Annotated in this window: 19 protein-coding genes; 6 read left to right on the forward strand and 13 right to left on the reverse strand. The window is 72.4% G+C overall.

The annotated features are described in order from the left end of the window. Nucleotides 1-116: 116 nt before the first annotated feature. From PLP61_RS03750 to PLP61_RS03775, 6 genes are all read right to left on the reverse strand, one after another. Nucleotides 117-512, reverse strand: coding sequence for a TadE/TadG family type IV pilus assembly protein (locus PLP61_RS03750; protein ID WP_324500497.1), 396 nt, complete (start codon nucleotides 510-512; stop codon nucleotides 117-119). A 5-nt stretch (nucleotides 513-517) separates the two neighbouring features. Beyond that, on the reverse strand, nucleotides 518-682 hold the full coding sequence (locus PLP61_RS03755; protein WP_324500499.1) for a hypothetical protein: 165 nt from the start codon (nucleotides 680-682) through the stop codon (nucleotides 518-520). Nucleotides 683-729: 47 nt separating this feature from the next. Then, nucleotides 730-1,674 carry a type II secretion system F family protein gene (locus PLP61_RS03760; protein WP_324500501.1) on the reverse strand — a complete coding sequence of 315 codons (945 nt, stop codon included), beginning with the start codon at nucleotides 1,672-1,674 and terminating at the stop codon, nucleotides 730-732. After that, nucleotides 1,671-2,525 carry a type II secretion system F family protein gene (locus PLP61_RS03765; RefSeq protein WP_324500503.1) on the reverse strand — a complete coding sequence of 285 codons (855 nt, stop codon included), beginning with the start codon at nucleotides 2,523-2,525 and terminating at the stop codon, nucleotides 1,671-1,673. Before PLP61_RS03765 ends, PLP61_RS03760 begins: the two co-directional genes overlap by 4 nt. Continuing rightward, nucleotides 2,525-3,781 (reverse strand): TadA family conjugal transfer-associated ATPase, encoded by a 1,257-nt coding sequence (locus tag PLP61_RS03770; RefSeq protein WP_324500505.1) that lies wholly within the window; start codon nucleotides 3,779-3,781, stop codon nucleotides 2,525-2,527. The genes PLP61_RS03765 and PLP61_RS03770 overlap by 1 nt, the downstream gene beginning before the upstream one ends. A gap of 203 nt (nucleotides 3,782-3,984) precedes the next feature. Continuing rightward, the gene (locus PLP61_RS03775; RefSeq protein WP_324500507.1) at nucleotides 3,985-4,557 is read right to left on the reverse strand and encodes an HdeD family acid-resistance protein; all 573 of its coding nucleotides are present in this window, start codon (nucleotides 4,555-4,557) and stop codon (nucleotides 3,985-3,987) included. Between the two features lie 93 nt (nucleotides 4,558-4,650). Between PLP61_RS03775 and PLP61_RS03780 the strand changes: the two genes are divergently transcribed. Both PLP61_RS03780 and cls read left to right on the forward strand, forming a co-directional pair. Next, nucleotides 4,651-6,696 carry an alkaline phosphatase family protein gene (locus tag PLP61_RS03780; protein ID WP_324500509.1) on the forward strand — a complete coding sequence of 682 codons (2,046 nt, stop codon included), beginning with the start codon at nucleotides 4,651-4,653 and terminating at the stop codon, nucleotides 6,694-6,696. Between the two features lie 27 nt (nucleotides 6,697-6,723). After that, nucleotides 6,724-8,205, forward strand: coding sequence for a cardiolipin synthase (gene cls / locus PLP61_RS03785; RefSeq protein WP_324500511.1), 1,482 nt, complete (start codon nucleotides 6,724-6,726; stop codon nucleotides 8,203-8,205). A 6-nt stretch (nucleotides 8,206-8,211) separates the two neighbouring features. Here the strand turns inward: cls and PLP61_RS03790 are convergent, their stop codons facing one another. Beyond that, a complete protein-coding gene (locus PLP61_RS03790; protein ID WP_324500513.1) occupies nucleotides 8,212-9,300 on the reverse strand; it encodes an AI-2E family transporter in 1,089 nt (362 codons plus the stop codon). A gap of 93 nt (nucleotides 9,301-9,393) precedes the next feature. On the opposite strand from PLP61_RS03790, the gene PLP61_RS03795 reads away from it, so the two are divergent. After that, complete coding sequence (locus PLP61_RS03795) at nucleotides 9,394-10,221, forward strand: DMT family transporter (RefSeq protein ID WP_324500515.1); 828 nt, start codon at nucleotides 9,394-9,396, stop codon at nucleotides 10,219-10,221. Between the two features lie 3 nt (nucleotides 10,222-10,224). Here PLP61_RS03795 and ligD (PLP61_RS03800) read toward each other — a convergent pair whose 3' ends face one another. From ligD (PLP61_RS03800) to ligD (PLP61_RS03810), 3 genes are read right to left on the reverse strand one after another with little or no spacing between them, the layout of a single operon-like run. After that, nucleotides 10,225-11,121, reverse strand: coding sequence for a non-homologous end-joining DNA ligase (gene ligD / locus PLP61_RS03800; protein WP_324500517.1), 897 nt, complete (start codon nucleotides 11,119-11,121; stop codon nucleotides 10,225-10,227). Beyond that, entirely contained in the window at nucleotides 11,118-11,798 is a 681-nt protein-coding gene (locus tag PLP61_RS03805) for a L,D-transpeptidase family protein (protein ID WP_324500519.1), read from the reverse strand. Before PLP61_RS03805 ends, ligD (PLP61_RS03800) begins: the two co-directional genes overlap by 4 nt. Next, a complete protein-coding gene (gene ligD, locus PLP61_RS03810; RefSeq protein ID WP_324500521.1) occupies nucleotides 11,795-12,736 on the reverse strand; it encodes a non-homologous end-joining DNA ligase in 942 nt (313 codons plus the stop codon). Before ligD (PLP61_RS03810) ends, PLP61_RS03805 begins: the two co-directional genes overlap by 4 nt. 97 nt (nucleotides 12,737-12,833) lie before the next feature. Here ligD (PLP61_RS03810) and ku point away from each other — a divergent pair, with 97 nt between their 5' ends. Further along, nucleotides 12,834-13,691, forward strand: a complete 858-nt coding sequence (ku, locus tag PLP61_RS03815; protein ID WP_324500523.1) for a non-homologous end joining protein Ku — start codon at nucleotides 12,834-12,836, stop codon at nucleotides 13,689-13,691. 16 nt (nucleotides 13,692-13,707) lie between these two features. Here ku and PLP61_RS03820 read toward each other — a convergent pair whose 3' ends face one another. Together PLP61_RS03820 and PLP61_RS03825 are read right to left on the reverse strand one after the other, a co-directional pair. Beyond that, complete coding sequence (locus tag PLP61_RS03820; RefSeq protein ID WP_324500525.1) at nucleotides 13,708-15,105, reverse strand: amidase; 1,398 nt, start codon at nucleotides 15,103-15,105, stop codon at nucleotides 13,708-13,710. Nucleotides 15,106-15,117: 12 nt separating this feature from the next. Continuing rightward, on the reverse strand, nucleotides 15,118-19,989 hold the full coding sequence (locus PLP61_RS03825; RefSeq protein ID WP_324500527.1) for an NAD-glutamate dehydrogenase: 4,872 nt from the start codon (nucleotides 19,987-19,989) through the stop codon (nucleotides 15,118-15,120). 112 nt (nucleotides 19,990-20,101) lie between these two features. On the opposite strand from PLP61_RS03825, the gene PLP61_RS03830 reads away from it, so the two are divergent. Together PLP61_RS03830 and PLP61_RS03835 are read left to right on the forward strand one after the other, a co-directional pair. Next, nucleotides 20,102-20,584 carry a DUF2505 domain-containing protein gene (locus PLP61_RS03830; protein ID WP_324500529.1) on the forward strand — a complete coding sequence of 161 codons (483 nt, stop codon included), beginning with the start codon at nucleotides 20,102-20,104 and terminating at the stop codon, nucleotides 20,582-20,584. Beyond that, nucleotides 20,581-21,060, forward strand: coding sequence for a DUF2505 domain-containing protein (locus PLP61_RS03835; RefSeq protein WP_324500531.1), 480 nt, complete (start codon nucleotides 20,581-20,583; stop codon nucleotides 21,058-21,060). Before PLP61_RS03830 ends, PLP61_RS03835 begins: the two co-directional genes overlap by 4 nt. An 18-nt stretch (nucleotides 21,061-21,078) precedes the next feature. Here PLP61_RS03835 and PLP61_RS03840 read toward each other — a convergent pair whose 3' ends face one another. Further along, nucleotides 21,079-21,303 carry a hypothetical protein gene (locus PLP61_RS03840; protein WP_324500533.1) on the reverse strand — a complete coding sequence of 75 codons (225 nt, stop codon included), beginning with the start codon at nucleotides 21,301-21,303 and terminating at the stop codon, nucleotides 21,079-21,081. Nucleotides 21,304-21,335 lie beyond the last annotated feature (32 nt).

Raw genomic sequence — 21,335 nt, forward strand, 5'->3', positions numbered from 1 at the left:
GAAGGCGCCGCGCTGCACCTCGAACACCGACAGGACGATCCACAGCATCGGGACCAGCAGCAGGATGCCCAGCCAGGTGAGCTCGACGAGGGCGCTCCCCGCCTCACCGCGACCCCTCACCGCCACGCCTCCTCCTCCACCGCGTGGCCGGACACGGACAGGTGGACCCCGGGTCCACCGAGCCCCAGGGCCGGCACCGTGGCCTCGACCCGCACCTCGAGCCCCGGTGCACCCCCGACCGGCACCGGTCGCGCGGTGACGTGCTCGGCGTACCGGTCGTCGATCGCGGCGGCGATCTGCTGCCGCGTCCGGGCGACGGCGTCGGCCGGTCCACGGTCGGCCGTGGCGCCGTACCGAGCGCCCTCGGAGGCCGCGGCGACGAGCGTGTTGCGCACGTGCAGCACCAGAGCCACCTGGAGGATGCCCAGGAACAGCGGGAGCAGCACGACAAGCACGAGCACGAAGTCGACGACCGCCGACCCGTCCTCGCGGCCCCGTGCCCGACGGGGCACGGCTGCTACCGCACCGAGCCGAGGGCGTCGGAGACCAGCGCGGTGAGCTGGTCCCCGGCGACGCCCCAGATCGCGGTGACCAGCCCGGCGGTCATCACCGTGACCAGCACCCACCCGGGCACGTCGCCGCGCTCGTCCCGCGGGCGCGCTCGCCCGAGCGCCCAGGTCATGAGGTCCCCATCCCTCGTCCCCATTGCGTGGCTCCTCACTCCTCGGTTTACGGCGTGGTCAGGCTCAGCCCGACGACACCTGGGTAGAACGCGAACAGCACAGTTACCGGCAGCACCAGGAACACCACCGGGACCATCATCAGGACCTCCCGGCGGGCGGCGGTCTCGATGAGCTGGCGGCGGCCGGCCTCCCGGACGTCAGCGGCCTGGGCGTGCAGCACGTCGGCGAGCGGGGTGCCGCGCTCGACGGCCACCACGATGCCGTCGGCGAAGCGCGCGACCAGGGGCACCCCGGTGGTGGCGGCCAGCCGGTCGAAGGCGACGCCCACCGGCTCGCCGGTGCGTACGGCGGCAAGCACCCGCTCCAGCTCCCGGGACAGCTCGCCCCGGCTGCGGCGTACCACGCGGTCCAGCGCGGCGACCGGGCTCTCGCCGGCCGCCACGGCCAGGGCCAGCAGCTCGGCCACGGTGGGGAACTCCAGCAGGATGGCACGCTCCCGGCGGGTGACCTGACCGGTCAGATGGTTGTCGCGGGCGACCACCCCCAGGGCGAACGCACACAGGCACAGCACCGCCGAGGAGAGCGCCTTGTCGGGGTCGTGCAAGGTGCGCAGCATTCCGTAGGCCGCGGTGGCGACCAGCGAGACCAGCCCCCACACCACCTGCTCCACGCGGAAGTCGTGCACGGAGAGATCGAGTCCGGCGCGCTCGAGGCGACGACGGACCGAGGTGGTGCCGCCGAGCACCCGCTCCACGCCGTCGGCTGCCGCCCGCAGCGGCGGGCCGAACACGCCGGCGGCCACCGAGGTGTGCGCCGAGGACGCACCCGCCCGCACCGCCGGAACCCGACCCACCTGGGGCAGGTCCCGGACGTAGGGCAGCACGCGGGAGGCCAGCTGCGGACGGCGCACGAGCCGGATCCGCGACGCCGTGAGCAGCAGCCCGCCGGCGGCCACGGCACCCAGCAGCGCCCCCCACAGCCCCGGGGTCATGACAGGATCCGCCGGTCGGTGGGCAGACGTCCGATCCGCATCATCAGCCGGTAGGCGACCAGGCACAGCACCGCACCGACGACGAGCACGGCCACACCCTCGGGGGAGGAGTACCGCGTGATGACCGCGCCCTGGAGGGACATCAGCAGCAGCACCAGCCAGGGGGCGGCCACCGCGAGCCGCGCGCCGTTGACGGTCCAGGCCTGCCGCGACTCCATCTCCGACCGGGTCCGCGCCTCCTCCCGCAGGTAGCCGGACAGGTTGCGCAGCAGCCGACCGAGCTGCCCGCCGCCGACCTCGCGGGCGATCCGCAGCCCCTCGACCACCCGGTCGCCGACCGGGTCCGCGAGGCGGTCCTTGAGCCGGTCCAGGCTCTCCCCGAAGCGCCCGGTGACCTGGTAGTCCAGGGCGAACTGGTCGAACGCCGGACGCAGCGGCTCCGGGCCGCGCACCGCCAGCCCGGCCAGCGCCTCCGGCAGCGAGAGACCGGCCCGCACGGCCGACGCGAGGTTGTCGACGGCCTCCGGCCAGACCTCGGCGAAGTCGCGCAGCCGGCGGCGGGCTCGGCTCCTGAGCAAGGCGACCGGGAGGTACGCCGCCATCGACCCGAACACGAGCGCGACGGGCGGGGTCCGGGAGACCAGCTGGACCAGCACCGTCGACACCAGACCGAGCGCGACGCACAGCGCGACCAGACTTGCCGGGGCGACCGCCCCCAGCCCCGCGGCCGCGAGCAGCCGGGTGAGCCGGCCCGGCCGCGGAGCGGCCACCCGGTGGGTCCGCGGCAGGGCGAGCGCGGACCACACCAGCAGGGCACCCAGGCCGAGGCCGAGCCCGACCAGGGCCCCCATCACCCCGCCTCCCGCAGGAGGCGGTGGACGTCGACGCCGACCCGGGCGTACCACTCGGGCCGGGGCGGCTGCCCGCTCGCCCGGACCAGGTCGCCGCCCGGCGTACGGTGGAAGACCGACTCGGTCTCGATCACGTCGTTCTCCACCCGGCCGGGGACGGCGACGATCTCGTTGACACGTCGCACCCCGTGCGGGTCGATGCCCAGGTGCACCACGAGGTCGACCGACGCGGCGACCGTGGGCACGACGAACCTCGCCGAGATGTTCTCCCCGGCGAGCAGCGGCAACGTGCAGACCTTCACCAGAGCCTCACGGGCGCTGTTCGCGTGGATCGTGCACATCCCCGGGAGCCCCGCGTTGAGGGCGAGCAGCAGGTCCATGCACTCCTCGGCGCGGACCTCCCCGACGATGATCCGGCTGGGTCTCATCCGCAGGCTCTCCTTGACCAGGTCGCGCAGCCGGATCTCACCGGTCCCCTCGAGACCGGCCTGCCGGGTCTGCAGGGGCACCCAGTCGGGATGGTGGAAGCGAAGCTCGAAGACCTCCTCCGCCGACACGACCCGGTCACCGCCGGGGATGGCCGCGGCAAGGCAGTTCAGGACCGTGGTTTTTCCCGCCTGGGTTCCTCCCGCGACCAGGATGTTCAGACCGGCCCGGACTGACGCGTCCAGGAACGACGCGGCCGAGGGCGTCAGGCTGCCGAGCTCGACCAGGTCCGGCAACCGAGCGGCCTTCAGCACGAACTTGCGGATGTTCACCGCAGTGAAGCCGCGGCTGATCCCCTCCAGCACCACGTGCAGGCGGTGGCCGTCGGGCAGCATCGCGTCGACGAACGGCTGGCTGATGTCGACCCGGCGACCGCTGGACTTGAGCATCCGCTCCACCAGCTCCTGCACCTGAGCCGTGGTGAGCACCAGGGTGGTGAGCTCGTGGCGTCCGTTGCGCGCGACGAAGACCCGGCTCGGGTCGTTGATCCAGATCTCCTCGACCTCGGGGTCGTCGAGGTAGGGCTGGAGCGGTCCGAACCCCGACACCCGCGCCACGAGCTCCCCGACGACCGCGGCGGGCTCCGGAACCGACGCGACCGCGCCGGTCAGACTGGTCTCGTCGTGGTCGCGGACCACGGTCTCGGCGATCCGGCGCACCATCGTCGGCTCCCGCTGCGGGTCGACGCCCTGGCTGCGCACGAGCTGACGCACGCGCGCGTCCAGCAGCTCCACGAGCTCGTCGTGGGCGGCGGTGCGCACCACCGTCATGGCGCCTCCCCCGGACGAAGGTCAGTGCCCGCAACCTAGCCATGCCCGCGCGGGCCCCGGAAGGGGTGCGGTGGATCTGTGGAGAAACTTTGCCCAGGCACGCACCGGCGACCACCGACGGGCGTACGTCGAGAGCGCGGAGGATCAACAGCCACCTGATGACTGGGATCTTCCGGATAGACGTGAGCGCGACCCCCGCGGGGTCAGGCAGGGACGGCAGGGGGTGGTGGCGGCGGCGGGGTGGGCCCGCCGAGGGTCTCGGTCTGCTTGCGCAGCACGAGCGCGAGGGTGATGAACACCAGGCCCCAGACCAGCGCGATCAGGCCGAGCAGCCAGGCGATGCCCACGACGCTCCTGCCCGGGTTGGCCACGAAGACCAGGCCGAGCAGGAAGTCCAGCGCTGCACCGAGCAGGATGAACCACCGCGGGGCGAGCCGGCGGTCGCTGAAGGCGAGCGCCAGCTCCATCACGCCACGGGCGATCAGCCACAGCCCCAGCACCCACGTCAGGAACGTGGCGGCCTCGACCGGCCGGAAGATCGCGAAGAACGCCGCCACCAGCGCCACGACGCCGACCAGGCCGAGCGCGAGGCGCGCTCCGGTGGGTCCGGGGCGTAACGCGGCAGCCAGGGAGGAGATGCCGTCCATCAGCGCCCACACGCCCCACAGCACCGCGATCACCGTGATCGTCGCGTTGGGCCACGCGATCGCCATCGCCCCGAACAGCACAGCCAGTACGCCGCGCACGAGCATCAGCTGCCAAGACACCACTGTCACGCTCCCACGCTAGCGGTCCCCGGCGGGCGGAGAGGCTGACACGCGCCGGGACAGGGAGAGACGTCACCGACGCGGACGTGGATACTGACCCCCATGGCGACCACCGCAGCACCTCGCCGGCGACTCCGCCTGGCTGACCTGACCCGGCTCCTGGCGGCCTGGGTGTCCGCGACGTTCGCGCTCATCGTGACCGGCGCGCTCCTCCCCGGCCTGTCCGCCACCACCCTGTGGAGCTACGCCGGCGTGGCCGCCGTAGCCGGGATCGTGGGCCTGGTGCTGCGGCCGGTCCTGGTCGAGGTCTCGGCCCGGGTCGGCTGGATCGCCGTGCTGCTGCTGGCCCTGGCCGGCGAGGCGCTGATCATGTACATCGCGATCCTCTACACGCCGGGCATCCAGGCCACCCCGCGGACCGCCCTGATCGCCACGTGGGTCAGCGCCGCGATCGGCACACTGATCGCCTGGGCCACCACCGCCGGCACCGACGACGGGCTGGTCACCTCCCTCGCCCGACGCGCCAAGCGGGTCCAGGAGGTGCCCGACCCCGACGTCGACGGCATCGTGTTCGTCCAGATGGACGGCGTGCCGCTCCCGGTGCTGCAGTGGGCCGTGCAGTCCGGCGGGGTGCCCAACATCCGGCGGTGGCTCGCCTCCGGCGAGTACCAGCTGCGGGGCTGGACGCCGCAGATCCCCTGCACCACCCCGGCCAGCCAGCAGGGAATCCTCCACGGCACGATCGACCGGGTGCCGGCGTTCCGGTGGTACGACCGGGAGCTGGGCCGGGTGCTGGTGGCGAACCGCCCCGCGGACGCCCGGATCATCGAGGAGCGGGCCAGCAACGGCCGGGGCCTGCTCTGCGACGACGGGGTGTCGATCTCCAACATCTTCACCGGCGACGCCGCCCGCTCCCTGCTGACGATGAGCCGGACCAAGGCGACCCGCGGCACCACGCAGACCCGGCGGGCGGTGGCCTGGTTCCTGGCCTCCCCCAGTGGGTTCATGCGCAGCTTCACCCGCACCGTCGCCGAGATCGTCAAGGAGCGCTGGCAGGCCTCGCGCCAGGTCCGCCGTGACCTGGACCCGCGGGTGCACCGCGGCTGGGACTTCGCCGTGCTCCGTGCCCTGACCAACGCCCTGCTCCGCGACCTGAACACCGCACTGGTCGCCGAGGAGATGAGGCGCGGCACCCGCAGCGTGTACGTGGACTACGTCGACTACGACGAGATCGCCCACCACGCGGGCATGTTCCGCCCCGAGTCGCTCGCCTCCCTCGACGGCCTCGACCGCACCCTGGGCACACTCGCCCGGCTCGCGGAGGGCGCGCCTCGCCGCTACCACCTGGTGATCGTCTCCGACCACGGCCAGTCCCAGGGGGCGGTGTACGCCGACAAGTACGGCGTCACGCTGGCCGACCTGTGCGCGGAGCTGATGGAGCAGGACGTCCAGAACGTCGACGCCGCGGTCGAGGGGCTGGGCCGGGCCGACAGCCTGGTCGGCGACCTCGGCACCGACGGACTGAGCGGCAAGGTCGCCTCCCGCGCCGGAAGCAGCCTGGCCGAGGCGCAGAGCACCGAGGGCCCGGAGGACACCGGGGACGAGCCGGTCATCGTGCTGGGCTCGGGCAACCTCGGCCTGGTCTACCTGCGCAACCCGCGTCGCTCCACGCTCGACGAGCTCGAGGCGCAGTGGCCCGCCCTGGTACCGGGACTCGTCGCCCGGCCGGGGATCGCCTTCGTGGCCGGCGTCGACGACGCCGGGGTGCCGTGGGCGATCGGGCCCGAGGGCCGGCGCAACCTCGACACCGGGGAGCTCGAGGGGAGCGACCCGATGGAGCCGTTCGAGCCCCACGCGCCGCGCACCCTCCGCCGGGCCGTGCTCCTCCCCGAGGCACCGGACCTCTACGTGAACAGCACCGTGGACCCGGTGACCTCCGACGTGCACGCCTTCGAGGGGCTCGTCGGCTCCCACGGCGGCCTGGGCGGCTGGCAGGACCACGCCGTGCTGCTGGCGCCCACCGAGCTGCTCGACGGAGTGCCCGAGCACATCGAGGGCGCCGACCAGCTGCACCGCGTGCTCGTCGGCATGCTCGAGTCCTGCGGCCAGCGGCAGGACCTGCCCGCCGAGGAGGGCGTGCCCCGCTAGGAGCCCCACCACCGGTACCGTGCCCCCATGTCGGCACAGAACTGGACGATCGCTGCGGTCGTCGGCGTCCTCATCAGCCTCGCCAGCCTCGGCATCAAGATCGTCGCGCTGGGCGTCCTGCCCGCGAACCGGAAGCCCTCTACCGGCATGGCCTGGCTGCTGCTGATCCTGCTCAACACCGGCGTCGGACTGATCGCCTTCGCCCTCTTCGGCTCGCCCCGGCTGGACCGGCGCCGGCAGAAGCGCCAGGACGAGGCCGTCGAGAGGATCCGGGAGCGCACGGGGACCATCCCGGACGTGGCCATGGACCCCGAGCTGCCGGCGTACGTCCACTCCGCAGTGGCGCTCAACCGCAACCTGGGGTCCCTCCCCCTGGTGGGCGGGAACACCGTCGAGCTGCTCCCGGACTACGAGGGGTCGATCGCCGCGATGACGGCAGCGGTCGAGAGCGCGGAGAGCTACGTGAACGTCGAGTTCTACATCACCGCCTGGGACGACATCACCGACCCGCTGTTCCGGGCGCTGGCCGCCGCCCACGACCGCGGCGTGCGGGTGCGGATGCTCTTCGACCACCTCGGCTCACGGGGCATCCCCGGCTACCAGGACATGCTCGCCAAGCTGGAGGGGACGGGCATCGAGTGGCACAACATGCTGCCGATCCAGCCGCTCAAGGGCGTCGTCCGGCGCCCCGACCTGCGCAACCACCGCAAGCTGCTGGTCGTGGACGGCAAGGTCGGCTTCACCGGCTCCCAGAACCTCACCGAGCCCGGCTACAACAAGCCCAAGAACCACGCCGCCGGCCGGAAGTGGGTCGAGCTGATGGCCCGGCTGCAGGGCCCGGTCGTGGCCACGCTCGAGGCCGTCTTCGCCCAGGACTGGTTCACCGAGACCGGGGAGGCCGGGCACGTGCAGGTGGTGCCGGCCCCGCTCCAGCCCGCTCCCCCGCCGGCGCTCAACGACGTCACCTGCCAGCTGGTGCCCAGCGGGCCCGGCTACGTGGCGGAGAACAACCTGCGCCTGTTCACCACGCTGATCTACTCCGCCACCCGCCGCATCTCGCTCACCAGCCCCTACTTCGTGCCCGACGAGTCCCTGCTGTACGCCGTCACCACCGCCGCCCGGCGCGGCATCGACGTGGAGCTGTTCGTCAGCGAGCAGTCCGACCAGTTCATGGTCGGCCACGCGCAGGCGTCGTACTACCGTGCGCTGCTCGAGGCGGGTGTGGCGATCTACCTCTACCCCGCCCCCTGGATCCTGCACTCCAAGCACTTCAGCATCGACGACGACGTGGCGGTGCTCGGGTCCAGCAACATGGACATGCGCTCGTTCGCGCTCAACTACGAGATCAGCCTGATGATGCTCGGCCCGGAGGTGGTCCGGGCGATGCGCGAGGTCGAGGACACCTACCGTGCCTTGAGCCGGCGACTGACCCTCGAGGAGTGGGGCGAGCGGTCGGCCGGCACCCGCTACGTCGACACCGTGATGCGGCTGACCGCGGGCCTGCAGTAGCCGCCGTCAGGCCCGGTGGGTCGGAACGGCGGCCGCCACGGCCTCTCCGGGTTCGTCCTCGGGCCGAGGCAGCCTCCCCGAGATCACCGGGAGCACCCAGCGGGCGCTGGGATCCGCCTCGATGAGCACCGACTTCATCGCGAGGGTCAGCGGAACGGCCAGCAACGCCCCGAGCGCGCCGATCGCCCAGCCCCAGAACACCAGCGAGAGCATGGTGATGGTGGGGGTCAGCCCGACGTTGTCTCCCACGACGCGCGGCTGGATGATCGACTGGATCACCACGTTGATCACCGAGTACACCGCGAGCACCGCGAGCATCTGGCTGACCCCGCCGTCCAGCAGGCCGATGATCGCCGGCGGGATCACCCCGATGACGAACCCGACGTTGGGGATGAAGTTGGTGACGAAGGCCAGCACGGCCCAGACGAACGCACCGGGGACGTCCATCAGCCACAGGGCCAGGCCGTCGATCACCGCGACGATGAGGCCGAAGATCGTGGTCACCGCCATGTAGACGCGGGTCACGTGGGCGTAGTGGCGCAGCGCGTCCACCAGGTCGGGCTTCGTCTCGTGCAGGTGGGCGAACACCTTTTGGGTCGAGGTGGTGTCGAAGGCCATGAACAGGGCGACGGTGATGATGAAGAACAGGTTCGAGGCGACCGAGAGAATCGCGCCGAACAGCTCGGTGATCAGGGTGACCAGCTGACCGGTGTTGAGCGCGTCGGCCATCGCCGAGGCCTGGGTGCTGCCGACCCCGTGGTCGGACAGCCAGGCGCTCGCCGACTTCAGGTCGTCCTGGATCTCCGAGGCGTACTGGGGCAGGATCGTCGCGAGCTGGGCGAGCGCGACGACCAGGGCCACCACGATGGCCAGCAGGATCGCGTAGACCAGCACCACGAGGACCAGTGAGACCGCCCACTCCGGCAGCCGTCGCCTGCGCAGCGGCGCCCGCAGCGGGTGCACGGAGATGGTGAGCACGAGTGCCAGCATCGCGGGGCCGACGATGCCGGCCATGGCACGCATCCCGGCGATGGTCACCGTGAGCCCTGCAGCGACCAGCACCACGAGCACGATGCGCGGAAGCCGCTCCGGCATTGTCCCTCCCACGTCGTCGACGTGAGTCGCACGCTACTGCATGCGAACTCCTGCCGACGCGTAGCCACCCGGTCCGGGCTAGGGTGTCCAGTCGTGTCCGTGGTGCTGTCGCTGCTCTCGAGCGTGCTGTGGGGCACCTCGGACTTCGCCGGCGGGCTGCTGTCGCGGCGCCGCCCGGCGTACGCCGTGGTGGGGGCCTCCCAGGCGGTGGGGCTCCTGGTCGCCACGGTCGTGGCCCTGGCCACCGCTGGGTTCGCCGAGCCGCGGGGCTGGGTGCCGTGGTCGGTGCTGGCCGGGGTGGCCGGGGCGTTGGGGCTGGTCAGCTACTACGCGGCCCTTGCCGAGGGGACGATGGGGGTGGTCTCGCCGATCGCCGCGCTCGGCGCGATCGTGCCGGTGGTCGTGGGAGTGCTGTCCGGGGAGCAGCCCGCGGCGGTGGTGCTGGTCGGGGTGGTGGTGGCGCTGGCCGGCGTGGTCGCCGCCAGCGGGCCGGAGCTCAGCGGGGGGACCGGCGCCCGGCCGGTGCTGCTGGCCGCCCTGGCGGGCGTCGCGTTCGGGGCGACCCTGACCTTTCTCGCGGTGGGGGCCGACCACAGCCCGGTGATGACGTTGTGGGGGATGCGCACCACGACCGTGCTCGGGTTCGGCTGCGCCGCGCTGGCCACCAGGAGCGTGGGCGGGCTGGAGCAGCGCGACCTGGGTCCGCTGCTGCTGATCGGGGTCTCCGACGTGGGCGCCAACCTGCTCTACGCCCTGGCCACGCAGCTGGGGCTGGTCAGTGTGACGGCGGTGCTCGCCTCGCTCTACCCGGTGGTCACCGTGCTGCTGGCGTGGTGGCTGCTGCACGAGCGGCTGCTGCGCATCCAGCAGGTCGGGGTGGTGGCGGCGCTGGCCGGTGTGGTGCTGGTGTCGTGGGGCTGACCCTCAGCCGGTGAACAGGTCACCGTGCGCGGCGACCCGCTCCAGCACCTGCTCGAAGGTCAGCTGCTCGAGGGCCAGCGGATCCTGGGCCCCGGCCTCCACCTCGGCCCAGGTCAGAGGGGCTGCCACGAAGGGACGCTCACGGCCGCGCAGCGAGTACGGCGAGATCGTGGTCTTGGAGCCGGCGTTCTGCGACCAGTCGAGGAACACCTTCCCCGGCCGGCGGGCCTTGGCCATGGTGGCGGTGACCAGGTCCGGGTGCCGGGCCCGGAGCTCCTCGGCGATCGCCCGGGCCAGGGCGGTCGTCTCCTCCGGGTTGAGCCGCCCCGGCAGGGCGGCGTACAGATGGAGGCCCTTGCTGCCGCTGGTCACCGGACGGCCGGTCAGCCCGTGCTCGGCGAGTCGGTCACGCACCAGCAGGGCCACCCTCGCGCACTCGGGCAGCCCGGCCGGCTCACCGGGATCGAGGTCGATGACCAGCCGGTCGGGGTTGCGGGGCCGGCCGTGGCGGCCCACCCGCCACTGGTGCACGTGCAGCTCCAGCGCGGCCAGGTTGACCAGCCAGGTGAGGGTGGCCAGGTCGTCCACCACGGGGAAGACCAGGTGGTCGCCGTGCCGGGACTCGCCCCGGGACCCCGAGGTGGGCACCCGCACCGTGCGCACCCAGGACGGGGTGCCGGCAGGCGCGTTCTTCTCGAAGAAGCTCGCCTCGGCCACCCCGTGCGGCCACCGGATCCGGGTCACCGCGCGGCCCTTGAGGTGCGGGAGCAGCACCGGCGCGACCTGCGCGTAGTAGTGGAGCACCTCCCCCTTGGTGGTGCCGGTGCGGGGGTAGAGCACCTTCTCGAGGTTGCTGAGCCGCAGCCGACGGCCCTCGACCTCGACCTGGACCTCGCTCACCGGCCCACCGCGATGACCGGGTGCTCCGCAGGGTCGAGGCGGGCCATCAGCCGGACCAGGAACCGGCGCGGGGCGCTGACGCAGCCCGCGGTGGCCCCGCTGCCGTTGACGTGCAGGAAGATGCCCGCCCCCCGGTGCCGCACCTGCCCCTGGTTGAACGAGGTCACCACGGCGTACTCGTACTGGACCGGGTAGTCGGTGAGCCGTTCGGAGGAGTTGACCCGGCTGGCCGGGAGCCACCAGCGGAAGCCGCCTCGCGACCTGTTCCGGTAGCGGTTGTAGAAGGCGGAACGGTTGTCCTGCACCCAGTAGTCGCCCGCGCGGATCCGGCGGTAGGCCAGCGACCAGGAGTCCTCGCGCCGGTGCGTCCCGAACGCCCACGGGAGCCGGAACGTGCCCAGGGGGGTGGTGCCGGTGCCCTGCTGGCGGCGCGCGGGACGGACCAGCCCGCCGTACCCGATCCGTCCGTCCGTGGAGCGCATCGTGCGCACCCAGCCGGTGGAGGTGCGCACCCACCAGCCCACCCGGGCGTGGTACCCGCTCGTCCGGTTGACCGTCACCACCTGCCCGGTGGCCTCGTGCACCCGCACCCGGACGCCGTCGAGGACCACGGAGTCGGCGTGCGCAGAGGCGGGGAACCCCACCAGCAGGACCAGCAGCACGGTCAGAATCCTCAACGCTCCTCCTCGGTGTCCAGGTCCTCAGGCGTCAGGTCGGGACGCATCCCCCGGTACGACGGCTGCCGCAGCCGGTCTCTCGCGGACGGACCGAGCGCCTCGACGTCCACCACCAGCCGGGGCTCCACCCAGTGGGTACCCAGCGCGTCGGGGCGGGGAACCTCGTCGGCGAACGGGTTGGTGCTGCTCGCCAGCGGCGCCAGCGCCTCCTGCAGCCCGACCGCCGCCCTGCCGGCGATGCCGCTGCCCACCCGCCCCCGGAACCGCAGCCCGCCCGCCGTGGGGGTGCCCACCAGCAGCGCGCCGAGCCGGGTCGCCGACCCGGTCTCCGGCCGCCAGCCGCCGACGACGTAGGACTCCCGGCGCCGGCGGGGGAACTTGAGCCAGTGGGGGCTGCGCACGCCGAACTCGTAGCGGGACGCGAGCCGCTTGCTCACGATCCCCTCGAGCCGCTGCTCGGCGGTGGCCCGCCACAGCATCTGCCCGTCCTCGTACGTCGCCGGCACCTGCCAGGCGACGCCGGCCAGGCCCAGCTCCTCCAGGATCTCGCGCCGCCGCCAGAGCGGTTCCGGGCTCAGGTCCCGCCCGTCCAGCCGCATCACGTCGAAGACCAGGAAGGTGACCGGCGTGATCCGCGACAGCCGGGCGGCCCGGTCGGCACGACCTACGTGCATCCGCTCAGCCAGTGCGGAGAAGGACGGGCGCCCCTCGGCCAGCGCGACCACCTCGCCGTCGAGCAGGACGTCGGCCCCCGGGAGCGCGTGCAGCTCGGGGAAGGACACCGTCACGTCCTTGTCGGTGCGGCTGGTCAGCCGCACCCTGGGGACCCGCCGGTCCGAGAGGTCGGCCAGCACGCGCATGCCGTCCCACTTGACCTCGTGGCGCCACTGCGGGCCCTCCGGGATCCGGGTCCCGCGGGTGGCGAGCATCGGGCGCATGCGCCCCATCCTCGCGCACGACAGGTGCGTGTGAAGGGGCCGACCCTGGATACTGGGGGAATGCACTGACGTCTCGGCCGAGCGAAAGGACGTCCCCATGCGTGCGATCTGGAAGGGCGCGGTGTCCTTCGGCCTGGTCAGCGTGCCCGTGAAGCTGTACGCCGCCACCGAGTCCCACGACGTGTCGTTCCGGCAGGTGCACGCCAAGGACGGCGGCCGGATCCGGTACCAGCGGGTCTGCTCGCTCGACGGCGAGGAGGTGGCCTACGCCGACATCGCCAAGGGCTACGAGACCGAGGACGGGCAGATGGTGATCCTCACCGACGAGGACCTCGCCGAGCTGCCGCTGGCCTCCTCCCGCGAGATCGCGGTCGAGAAGTTCGTGCCGGCGGACCAGATCGACCCCATGCTGCTGGAGAAGTCCTACTACCTCGAGCCCGAGGCGAGCGGGGCCAAGCCCTACGCCCTGCTGCGGCAGGCCCTGCTCGACGCCGGGCGGGTCGCGGTGGTCACCGTCGCGCTGCGCCAGCGTACGTCGGTCGCGGTGCTGCGGGTGCGCGACGACGTCATCGTGCTGCAGACCATGATGTGGCCCGACGAGATCCGCCGCCCCGACTTCAGCGTGGAGCCCGGGGCGGTCAAGGACGCCGAGGTCTCGATGGCGCACATGCTGGTGGAGACGCTGTCCGGCGACTTCGACCCCCAGGAGTTCGAGGACGACTACGCCGAGGCGGTCGAGGCGCTCGTCAGGGCCAAGGTCGAGGGCGGCGAGGTGACCCGGACCGCGGCCGCGGACAAGACCTCCGGTGAGGTGGTCGACCTTCTCGCCGCGCTGCAGCGCTCGGTCGAGGCGGCCCGGAGCGCGCGGGGCGAGGACGCCGAGGAGCCGGCGGAGAAGCCGGCCAAGCGGACCACGAAGAAGGGCGCGGCGAAGAAGAAGGCCAAGGCCAGCTGAGCAGCTCGCCCCGCGGTCAGGAACGGTCGGTGAGCAGCGGCCAGGGGCTCGCCGCCTCGATCTGGGCGGCCAGGCTGACCAGGGTGGGCTCGTCGTCGGTGCGCCCGACCAGCTGGACCGCCGTGGGCAGGCCGTCCTCGGCCAGCCCACGCGGCACGGAGGCGGCCGGGTTGCCGGTGACGTTCCACAGCGCGGTGTAGGCGATCGTCGGCATCGACCGGAGCGAGGCGCGGACGGTGCCGGTTCCGGCCAGCACCCCGACCCGGGGCGGCCGGTTCGCCATCACCGGGGTCATCAGCACGTCCACCGAGTCGAAGACCCGGTTGGCCTTCGCCGCCACCTTCTCGCCCGCGCTGATGGCCGACTCGATCACCTGGGGCGTGGCCCAGGCGCCGAGCCGGCAGGTCTCCTGGGTCCTGCGCTCCAGCCGCTCGAAGTGCTCGACCCCCTCGGCCTCGGCGCGGATCCCGCCGAAGAACTGCGGCAGGAACGCCGCAGTGGGGTCGGGGTAGCGCGGCCGGACCTCGCGCACGTCGTGCCCGAGACCGGCGAGCAGCCGCGCGGTCTCTTCGAGCACCCGCACCTGGATCGGGTCCGGCCGGATCCCCGCGGTCACCGGCCGGGCCGACCAGCCGATCCGCAGCCGTCCCGGGGCGCGGGCGGCGGCGGCCACGAACGAGTCGGTGTCCCCGGCACGGAACCGGTCGCCGGGGGCGGCACCCCGGACCACGTCGTACACCAGGGCGCTGTCCAGCACCGACCGGGTCAGTGGACCCGCCGTGCCGAGCGCCCACCACAGGTGCTCCATCGGGGCGCTGGTCACCCGCCCGCGCTGCGGCTTGAGCCCGAAGAGTCCGCAGCACGCGCTCGGGATGCGGATCGACCCGCCCCCGTCGCCGCCCATCCCGACCGGCACCATGCCGGTGGCCACCGCGACCGCGGTGCCGCCGCTGGACCCGCCGGGTGTGTGCGTGCGCCGCCAGGGGTTCCGGGTCACGCCGTACGCGTCGGACTCGGTGAACGGGTAGGAGCCGAACTCGGGCATGGTCGTCTTGCCCACCACGACGGCACCGGCCGCCCGCAGTCGGCGCACCACCTCGGCGTCGGCGGGCACCGGTGTGGAGTTGCCGCGGCCGCCGAAGGTGGTGACGCAGCCCTCGACGTCGATCTCCTCCTTGATGGCCACCGGGACGCCGTGCAGCGGGCCCGGGGAGGCCCCGTCGGCGAGGGCGCGGTCCCGTGCGGCGGCCTCGGCCCGGGCACGGTCGGCGAGCACCACGGAGAAGGCGTTCAACGCCGGGTTGTCGCGCTCGATCCGGGCCAGGTGGTCGCCCAGCACACCGGCGGCGCTCACCTCCCCGCGGGTGGTGCGGCGCACCGTCTCGGCCACCCCCAGCCTGGTCAGGTCGCTCACTGCACCCCTCCGTCAGCCGCCGGCCAGCAGCCCGCGGACCACCCGTAGGCCCACCGACATCCGGGCCAGGTCCGCGCTCTCGTCGGCGCAGATCTCGTCCAGGGTGTCGGACGCCCGCTGCACCAGCACACCGTGCCGGTCCTCCCACTCCGCCACGCGCCCCGGCGCGGAGTCCTCCGCCGAGCTCGCCTTGATCGCCTGGGCGGTCAGCTGGGCGTGCACGGCGTACAGGTCGTCACGCAGCGCGGCTCGTGCCATCGTCTGCCACCGGTCGGCCCGCGGCAGCTGCAGGATGCGGCTGACCAGCGAGGGCAGTCCGAGCCGTTCACCGAGGGTGAAGTGGACGCGCGCCACCTCGTCTGCCGTGAGCCCCTCGCGGTCGGCGATCTCGACGATGCCCAGCAGCATGTACGCCGGGTGCAGCACCGCCACCTTGGTGGCCAGCTCGTCGGGGACCTTCGCGTCGACCAGCGCCTGGCGGCGGCTCTCGAAGGCCGCAAGCTCGCGGCCGCTCATGATCTCCGGCAGCAGCGCCATCACCCGCTGGACCCGGACGGTGAAGAAGTCGGCGACCGCCTCGCTGTCCAGCGGCGGCCGACGGTTGTTGACCAGCCAGCGCGAGGACCGCTCGACCAGCGTGCGCATCTCGATCCGCATCCGGGTCTGCACGGACGCGTCCAGGACGTTGTCGTAGGACTTGAGCTCGTCGCGGAGCGCGAGGGAGCCGAAGATCTCCCGGGCCACGAAGTTGGCGTTGGTCAGCTCCGCGGCGCTGGCCCCGGTCTCCCCCGACAACCGCGGCCAGAAGGTCATGCCGGCACCGTTGACCAGGTCGTTGACCACCTGCGTGACGATGATCTCGCGCTTCAGCGGGTGCGCCAGCATCTGGGCGCGGTACTCCTGGCGCATCCGGGAGGGGAAGTAGACGAACAGGTCGGTGTGCAGGAACGGGTCGTCGGGCAGGTCGGAGGCCAGCAGCTCCTCGGCCAGCACGATCTTGGTCCACGCCAGCAGCACCGAGAGCTCCGGCACGCTCAGCCCCTCGCCCCGCTCGATCCGCTGGGCCACGTCCTTGCTGCCCGGCAGTCCCTCCAGCGTGCGGTCGAGCACCCCGTCCCGCTCCAGCTGCCTCATCCACTCCTCGTGCACGTGCAGCAGTGAGGGGGCGTGGGCGGCGGCGTTGGCCAGCGCGAGGTTCTGCTCGTAGTTGTCCCGCAGCACCAGCTGGGCGACCTCGTCGGTCATCCTCGCCAGCAGCGTGTTGCGCTGCTTGCCCGTCAGGTCGCCCTCGGCGACCACCTTGTCGAGCAGGATCTTGATGTTCACCTCGTGGTCGGAGGTGTCCACGCCGGCGGAGTTGTCGATGAAGTCGGTGTTCATCCGGCCGCCGTTGCGGGCGTACTCGACCCGGCCGAGCTGGGTGAAGCCCAGGTTGCCGCCCTCGCCGACGCACTTGGCGCGCAGGTCGCGCCCGTCCACCCGGATGGCGTCGTTGGCCTTGTCGCCGGCGGCGGAGTGGAGCTCGGTCGAGCCCTTCACGTAGGTGCCGATCCCGCCGTTCCAGAGCAGGTCGACGGGCGCCACGAGGATGGCCCGCATCAGCTCGGCGGGCGTCATCGACTTCACCGACCCTTCCAGACCCAGCGCCCGACGGACCGGGGCGCTGATCGGGATGGCCTTCGCCGAGCGCGGGAACACCCCGCCGCCCTTGGAGATGAGGCTGGTGTCGTAGTCCTGCCAGCTCGACCGGGGCAGGGCGAAGAGCCGCTGCCGCTCGGCGTACGACGTGGCCGCGTCGGGCTCGGGGTCCACGAAGATGTCGCGGTGGTCGAAGGCCGCCACCAGCCGGATGTGCTCCGAGCACAGCATCCCGTTGCCGAAGACGTCGCCGGACATGTCCCCGATCCCCACCGCGGTGAAGTCCTCGGTCTGGCAGTCGATGCCCCGCTCACGGAAGTGCCGCTGGACCGACACCCAGGCGCCCTTGGCGGTGATCCCCATCGCCTTGTGGTCGTAGCCCACGGACCCACCGGAGGCGAACGCGTCGCCCAGCCAGAAGCCGTACTCCTGGGCGAGGGCGTTGGCGATGTCGGAGAAGGTCGCGGTCCCCTTGTCCGCGGCGACGACCAGGTAGGTGTCGTCACCGTCGTGCCGGACCACGTCGGGCGGGGGGACCGTGGCACCGCCGACCAGGTTGTCGGTGAGATCCAGCAGCCCGGAGATGAACGTGCGGTAGCAGGCCACGCCCTCGGCCAGCCAGGCGTCCCGGTTGCCGGGGTCGGGCAGCTGCTTGCAGAAGAAGCCGCCCTTGGCGCCCACCGGGACGATCACGGTGTTCTTGACCATCTGCGCCTTGACCAGGCCGAGCACCTCGGTGCGGAAGTCGTCACGTCGGTCCGACCAGCGCAGGCCTCCTCGGGCGACCGCGCCGAACCGCAGGTGCACCCCTTCCACACGCGGGGAGTAGACGAAGATCTCGAACCGGGGCCGCGGCGCGGGCAGGTCGGGGATCTGGGAGGGCTCCAGCTTGAAGGAGATGTAGGGTCGCACGCCGCCGTCGGCGCTCGACTGGTAGTAGTTGGTGCGCAGGGTGGCCAGGACGTGGGTCAGGTAGGAGCGCAGGATCCGGTCGTGGTCGAGGCTGACCACGTCGTCGAGGGCGCGCCCGATCCGGGCGGTGAGGTCGGCGGTCTTCGCCGCGCGGACCTCGGAGTCGTGGGCGCCGTGGGCGGGGTCGAAGCGCGCCTCGAACAGCCGCACCAGCAGCCGGGTGATGTCGACGTTGCTGAGCAGCGCCTCCTGGATGTAGTCGACCGCGAACGGGGTGTTCCCCTGCTTCATGTACTTGGCGTAGGCCCGCAGCACGGTGGCCTGGCGCCAGGTCAGCCCGGCCCGCATCACCAGGCAGTTGAAGCCGTCGATCTCGTTCAGGCCGTCCCACACCGCCCGCAGCGCGTCCTGGAACAGCTCGCGGGCGTTCCCCGGCAGGTGCTGGCCGTAGCGCAGGCCGAACTCGTAGATGTAGCTCTCGCGCGGCAGGTTCTCCAGTCCGTACGGGCGCTCGTCGACCACCTCGACGCCCATCGACGACAGCATCGGGAGGATCTGGGACAACGACAGCGGTGACCCGATCCGGAACACCTTCAGCCGGGCCTCCCCGCGGCCGGAGTCCAGCGGCTCGTAGAGCAGGAGGTCGATGCCTTGGTCGCCCTGGACCGCCTCCAGCCGGCCGAGGTCGACGGAGGCGGTGCGAGCCGGGAAGTCCTCCTTGTAGGCCTCGGGGAACGCGTTCAGGTAGCGCCGCGCGAGCCGGGACCCGACCTCCTCGCCGTGGTCGGCGATGACCGCGGTGATCAGCTCGTCCTTCCACGACCGGGCTGCTTCGGCGAGCTTGCGCTCCAGCGCGACGATGTCGAACTGGGCGATGGTCTCCCCGCGCGGGGGTCGCACCACGAAGTGCACCTGGGCCAGGTAGGCCTCGTTGACCCGCACCGTGAACTCGAGCTGCTCGGCGCCCAGCTCCTCGCGCAGGATCGAGGAGAGCCGCTCGCGTACGGCGGTGTTGTACCGGTCACGGGGCAGGTAGACCAGGCACGAGACGTAGCGTCCGTAGGTGTCGCGCCGGGTGAACAACCGCAGCTGGCGCCGCTCGCGCGTGAGCATCACCGACTCCGCGATGGGCACGAGCTCCTCTATCGGGGTGTGGAACAGCTCGTCGCGCGGGTAGTTCTCCAGCACGTTGACCAGGGCCTTGCCGGCATGGCTGTTGGCCTCGACCCCGTTGTGCTGGAGGACGGCCGTGACCTTCTCGCGCAGCACGGGGATGCGCAGCACCGACTCGGTGTAGGTGGCGGCCGAGAAGAGCCCCAGGAACCGTCGCTCCCCGACCACGGTGCCGTCCGTGCCGAACTTCTTCACGCCCACGTAGTCGAGGTAGGCCGAACGGTGCACGGTCGCCCGGGAGTTCGCCTTGGCGAGCACCAGCAGCTTCGGCTCGCGGGCGCGGGCCCGGACCGGGCCGGGCAGCTTCTGGAAGGCCGAGGACTGCAGCTGGTCGCCACGCAGGATCCCGAGCCCGGTCGCCGGCAGGGCGGTGAGTGCCAGCTCCTCGCCCTGCTCCTCCAGCTGGTACTCCCGGTAGCCCAGGAAGGCGAAGTGGTCGTCGGCCAGCCACCGCAGCAGCTCGATGCCCTGGCGGATCTCCTCGGCGGGCAGCGGCGGGGGGAACTCCTCCAGCTCGGCCACGATGTCGAGCAGCCGCGACTGCATCCGAGGCCAGTCCTCAACGGCGTCCCGCACGTCGCGCAGGACGTGCTGCAGGGTCCGCTCGATCTCGGCGAGGTCCTCCTCGTCGCTGATCCGGTCGATCTCCACGTGCATCCAGGACTCGCGCAGCACCTGGTGGCCGGCCTCCAGGTCCTCGACCGTGGTGCCGCGCACGGCGGGGTGCAGCTCGAGCAGCTCGCCGGCGATGTCGCGGACCGCCTCGAGCACCGGGTGGACCACGGCGTGCACGTTGCGGTCCTGCTCCCCCAGGGCCATGGTCACCGAGTCGACCAGGAACGCCATGTCGTCGGTGACGACCTCGACCACGGAGTGCCCGCCGGCCGACCAGCCGTGCTCGGGGATGTTGGGGGTGAACACCCGCACCCGGGCGGTGCCCAGCGGCCGGCTCGTGCCGAGCCGGTAGTGGGAGGCGAGCGCGCCGTACAGGTCGACCTCCGCGCGGTCGACCACGTCCTCGGCGACCACGTGCTGGTAGTAGGTGCGCAGCAGGTCGGCGGTGGCGTCCACCGGCGGGCCCCCCGAGCCACGGCGGTGCGCCGCCAGCTCGGCGGCCTTGGTGAGCAGGTCGGCCTTGGTGTCCTCGAGGGTTGCTGCCACCCCTCGACCCTAGGACCGGAGTGAGGACCGCCACAACAGCGCCACGCTGCCGTCCCCCGCCGGAGGGCGGCCGGCGATGGCCAGCGCCGGGGCACTCGGTCATGATGTCCCCATGAGGTTCCGTGAGGACATGCCCTATGACGCCACCCCCGCCCAGGTCTACGCGATGCTCGCCGACCCCGCCTTCCGCGAGGCGGTGTGCGCGGCCCAGGACGTGGTGTCGGTGGAGGTGACGATCACCAAGGCGGGCAAGGGGATGAGCGTGCGCATCGACCAGGTCCAGCCCACCCCCGTGCCCGGGTTCGCCAGGAAGATCATCGGCGCCACGACGCGTGCGGTCCAGCTCGAGGAGTGGTCGGACCACCACCACGCCGAGCTGGAGATCGAGACCCCGGGCACGCCCGGCACGATGAAGGGGACGATCACCATCGAGCCGGCCGGCAACGGCGCCGTCGAGGTCGTCGAGCTCGACATCCACTCCGGCGTCCCCCTCATCGGAGGCAAGCTCGAGAAGATCATGGGCGACCTGGTCCGACGCAGCATCAAGGCGGAGCACGAGGTCGGCCGGGCCTGGCAGTCGAGGGACCGCCCGTGAGGTTCCGCCACGAGATGGCGTACGACGCGGGCGCCGACCGCGTCTACGCCATGAAGGCGGACCGGCGGTTCCGGGAGGAGGTCTGCCGGCACCAGCAGGTGCTCCGCTACCGGGTGGACCTCGAGGACACCGCCTCCGGGCTCAGCGTGGACATCGACCAGGTCCAGGCGCTGCGCGGCGTGGCCACCTCGGTGCGCAGGTTCGTGGGCGAGGAGATCGAGATCGAGCAGCGCGAGACCTGGCACTCCCCCGGCGACGCGACCCTGGTCGTCTCCATCCCCGGCAAGCCGGGGCGCATGGACGGCCGGATCAGCCTCCGCGAGCAGGACGGCCGGACGGTCGAGACGGTCACCGGCGACATCCGGGTGAAGGTGCCCCTGGTCGGCCGGCAGATCGAGGAGATGGTGGCCCGGGTGTTCCGCTACGCCCTCGACGCCGAGTACGCCGTGGGCACGGACTGGCTCGAGGACGACTGAGGGCCCGCCACCAGCCGCTCAGCCCTCCGGCGGTGCCGGGTTGCCCGTCGGCGCAGACCCACCCTCGGACCGGGCGGCCTCCTCCCCCGCGGCCTCGGCGGCGTCCTGCCGCTGGCGCAGCACGATGACGGTGGCCAGCACGAGGAACGGGCCGAAGGCCAGGACCAGCACCAGCCACTTCTCGTAGGTGTGCAGCGCACCGAAGTGCAGCGGCACCACCCAGCCGGCCAGCAGCTCGATCATCGTGTCGTCATTGTGCCACCCGCGGCCCGGGC

This window comes from Nocardioides sp., assembly GCF_035429765.1.
In the GTDB taxonomy this organism is placed as follows: domain Bacteria; phylum Actinomycetota; class Actinomycetes; order Propionibacteriales; family Nocardioidaceae; genus Nocardioides.